The organism is Streptomyces sp. NPDC006739 (assembly GCF_042869815.1).
GTDB lineage: Bacteria > Actinomycetota > Actinomycetes > Streptomycetales > Streptomycetaceae > Streptomyces.
Window position 1 is genome coordinate 1 of sequence record NZ_JBIAGM010000078.1, and the last position, 3114, is coordinate 3114.

General features: G+C 69.3%; 3 protein-coding genes and 2 pseudogenes. 3 read left to right on the forward strand and 2 right to left on the reverse strand.

The genetic code is table 11. The features are described 5' to 3' along the window. Nucleotides 1-90: 90 nt before the first annotated feature. Entirely contained in the window at nucleotides 91-525 is a 435-nt protein-coding gene (locus tag ACFYMM_RS44250; RefSeq protein ID WP_388398509.1) for a DUF6233 domain-containing protein, read from the reverse strand. Nucleotides 526-708: 183 nt separating this feature from the next. Between ACFYMM_RS44250 and ACFYMM_RS44255 the strand changes: the two genes are divergently transcribed. Both ACFYMM_RS44255 and ACFYMM_RS44260 read left to right on the forward strand, forming a co-directional pair. Further along, on the forward strand, nucleotides 709-1476 hold the full coding sequence (locus ACFYMM_RS44255; protein WP_388398512.1) for a hypothetical protein: 768 nt from the start codon (nucleotides 709-711) through the stop codon (nucleotides 1474-1476). Between the two features lie 805 nt (nucleotides 1477-2281). Beyond that, nucleotides 2282-2443: a hypothetical protein gene (locus tag ACFYMM_RS44260; protein ID WP_388398515.1), complete on the forward strand. Its 162-nt coding sequence runs from the start codon at nucleotides 2282-2284 to the stop codon at nucleotides 2441-2443. A gap of 82 nt (nucleotides 2444-2525) precedes the next feature. Here ACFYMM_RS44260 and ACFYMM_RS44265 read toward each other — a convergent pair. Then, nucleotides 2526-2816 (reverse strand): annotated as a pseudogene (locus tag ACFYMM_RS44265) (transposase); the annotation flags it as partial. A gap of 46 nt (nucleotides 2817-2862) precedes the next feature. Here ACFYMM_RS44265 and ACFYMM_RS44270 point away from each other — a divergent pair. Next, nucleotides 2863-2997, forward strand: a pseudogene (locus tag ACFYMM_RS44270) (ATP-binding protein); the annotation flags it as partial. Nucleotides 2998-3114 lie beyond the last annotated feature (117 nt).

Genomic DNA, 3114 nt, shown 5'->3' on the forward strand with positions numbered 1-3114 from the left:
TGCCCGTAACACCACCGTCCCGCACCCGCCCCCGAGCACCCGAAACACCCCGCCACCTGGATATATACCCCGAGAAAGAGGAATCCAGCACTAGTCATCGGTTTCCAGGTTATTGTCCGGTGCGCAGAACTCGCAGGCCGCGAGGATGCCGAGGGGGTCACGGAGCCCGAGACGGATCTGATCCGGGGTGACCGGTGACGTCTCGCGCTGGGGCATGGTGCAGTCCGCGAGGTGGTAGAGCGCGGGCGCAGGGTGCTTGGAGTGTTTCTTCGGCTCGATGACGTAGCCGGTCGGCGGGAGGGCGCTGGAGGCGGGCCCGGTGACGGGGGCCGGTGCCGCACGCCGTGGTCGGGGTGGCCGCTGTGGCTGGGGAGCGGCTCGTCTCTCGGCGGCAGCGAGGGCTTTGCGGGCCGCGTCACGCTGGAGCCGCAGGTAGATGCCGACGGTTTCGTTGCCGGCGAGCTGCTCGTCGAGGTACCGCAGGATCGCGCGGAGACGCGCAGGGTCAGGCGGCAGCTCGGTCATGTGTTCGATTCTAGGTGCAACGACGGCCACGGCAAACCGGGGCCAGTTGTCCCGTGCCACCGAACCTTGATCGTGTGCCATGGCAGCGCACGCTGGTCAGCCGAACCGGCAAGGCCCCACGATTGAGTGGTGCGCCGCCAGTTGCGGGGCGACGGCCCACCTGACTCCATAGCATCCTCGGGCATGACGATGAACAATCCGCCGCACCGAGTACGCAAGCTCTTGGCCGCGGCAGTTGCGCTGGCTGTCGGGGGCGTGGTGGCGCCCGTGACACTGGCCTCTCCGGCAAATGCCGCAACCACCTGCGTGAGTGGCGTCACGTTCAAGACCGCAGGAGCTGCGTCCTGCGAGCTGCCGGACGGCGCACTCACGGTCACCGTCACCCTCATCGGCGCCGGCGGTGGCGGTGGTGGTGGCAGCATCGGCTCGACGGCCGGCGGCGGTGGTGGCGGCGGTGGTGGCGGCGGGCGCATGGAGTGCCACTATTTCGTCACGTCGGGCGACGACGTGCGCATCACCGTGGGCCGTGGCGGGGTAGGCGGTGGCGGCGGTGTCAGCTCCTCCGTAGGTGGCTCGGATGACGGCCGCAAGGGGAGCGGTGGCGGCGCCACCTCCGTGTCCCTCGGCGGCCGTACCGACACCATGCCCGGCGGTGGCGGCGGTGGCGGCGCCACCTACGGCACCTTCAGCGGCCGACCCGGCACCGGCGGCCAAAGCCCCAGCGAAGGCCCCTGCGGATACAAGCCGGGCGCCACGGGCGGCAACGGCACCAAAGGCGTCGGCAGCGCTGGCGGCCGCGGCGGCGCTGGGGGCCGCGCCGCCGGCCCGGTTCCCGCCTCCTGCGGCGCGGCCGGCCTCGCCGGCTCCGGGGGCGACGCCAGCGGTAGCGGCGCTGCCGGTGACGACGGCGGGGCGGGGCACGCTGGGTGCGTCGTCGTCCGCTTCCACTAGCGGCAGCCGTCACTGAAACAGCTGACCGTTACCCGCCACTGGTCGCGGTAACGGTCAGTTGGTGATGCGGCGGCTCCTCGCAGTCACAGCGGTCGTCATCGGAATCATTGCTACCGCCAACCACTGCCTCGTTGGTCCCCAACGCCGGTATCACCCTGGGTCGTCCCTACGCGGGGACAGCCCGAGGTCCTTTCGTTGGCAGCGCAGAATCCCGACTGCTGGACACGGCTGGCCAGTGATCAAAGTTCGAAGTGGCGCGATCATGCACATGAAGCTGCTGATCATGTTGCGAACCCTCCAGGGTTCGATGACGGCGTGTTCGACCCGGACTCCTTCGCTCCGGCCCTCGTGTTGCGAACCCTCCAGGGTTCGATGACGGCGTGGTACCGCCTTCCTGGCGGATGCTGGCGTGAGCGTTGCGAACCCTCCAGGGTTCGATGACGGCCCGGCCCGCACGGATGGCGAGGATCGGGTTTTCGTGTTGCGAACCCTCCAGGGTTCGATGACGGCGTACGGCACGCCGTGGGGGCGGCTCCTCGTCACCGGCATCCCGTCTCTCGCCCCACCCGGAGGGTGCCGAACGGGGCGGAGGCGCGGGGGTGCCGGCTCGTGGCCGCCGGCACCCGACCGTGCGCAAGCTGCTGCGGTCCTCCGCCAGACGGTGCGTCCGTACGTCCTGGCATCACCCGTTCGGCCGGTACGCAGCCTCTCTCCGTGTGCGGCGTCCCCCGTTCGGCCGCACGGTGAACGTGGTCGGCTTGCCGTCAAGCATCAGCCGTGATCGCCAGCTCCCCAGGGAGGCGTCGTGATCCTGATAGCGCTGCTCGGCCCGGCGGTGCCGCTTCTCATGCTGTTCGGGCTGCCCGCTCTGGAAGACCACCTGTTCCCGCCGGCACCGCCTCTGCCAGAACAGGCGAACCCGGAACAGGCGCAATCCACGTTCCACACCCCACCCGGCCGCCCCTGAGGGGCCTCGGGCATCGAAGTCCAGGACGGGGTTTGTACGGGGAGCGGCCCTGTCTCGCATTCGGTGGTGACGGAGCGTGCTGTTATCCGGGGAGGGTGCGGTGCCGGAGGAGGGTGAAGCCTGCTCGTCCGTGCATCTGGCGCGCGATCCGTGTGGTCTTGGTGTTGACGCCCTCGGTAGGGCCGTTGCTGTACGGAAGTGTGAGCCCGGCGATCACGGCGTCGATGTCCCGGTCCAGGCCCCGGGTGTAGGCGTGTAGGTGGGGCAGGTCAGCTGTCCGGACTTGGGCGATCCAGTGCGTGAGCGCATCGGCGTTGTCGGTATGGGGCATAAGGAGCGGGGCGAAGTCTCTGATACCCGCGGCCAGTTGGGTCCGACGACCACGCGGTGGCGGTCACCTCGACGGCCGCCGAACTCCGGCCATCGCCTCGAACGAATCGTTCGGAGGCTGGACCAAGACGTTCACCGACCCCAGGCTCTGCGCGGCCATCGTCGACCGACTCACCTTCAACGGCACCATCATCGAGACCGGCACCGAGTCCTACCAGGCCGCAAGGGCCGCTGGTAGACACAGATCCTTAGTGGTCGGCTCCGAAAGTCCTTCGGGGGTTGCGGGGTCCACGACTTGCTGCGCATCCCCGACACGGGATGCGCAATCCGTTGCTCCGGCT

What these genes read in the sequence shown, in the direction of transcription:
- ACFYMM_RS44250 (WP_388398509.1), bottom strand. Translation starts at nt 525, where the DNA reads ATGACCGAGCTGCCGCCTGACCCTGCGCGTCTCCGCGCGATCCTGCGG.
- ACFYMM_RS44255 (WP_388398512.1), top strand. Translation starts at nt 709, where the DNA reads ATGACGATGAACAATCCGCCGCACCGAGTACGCAAGCTCTTGGCCGCG.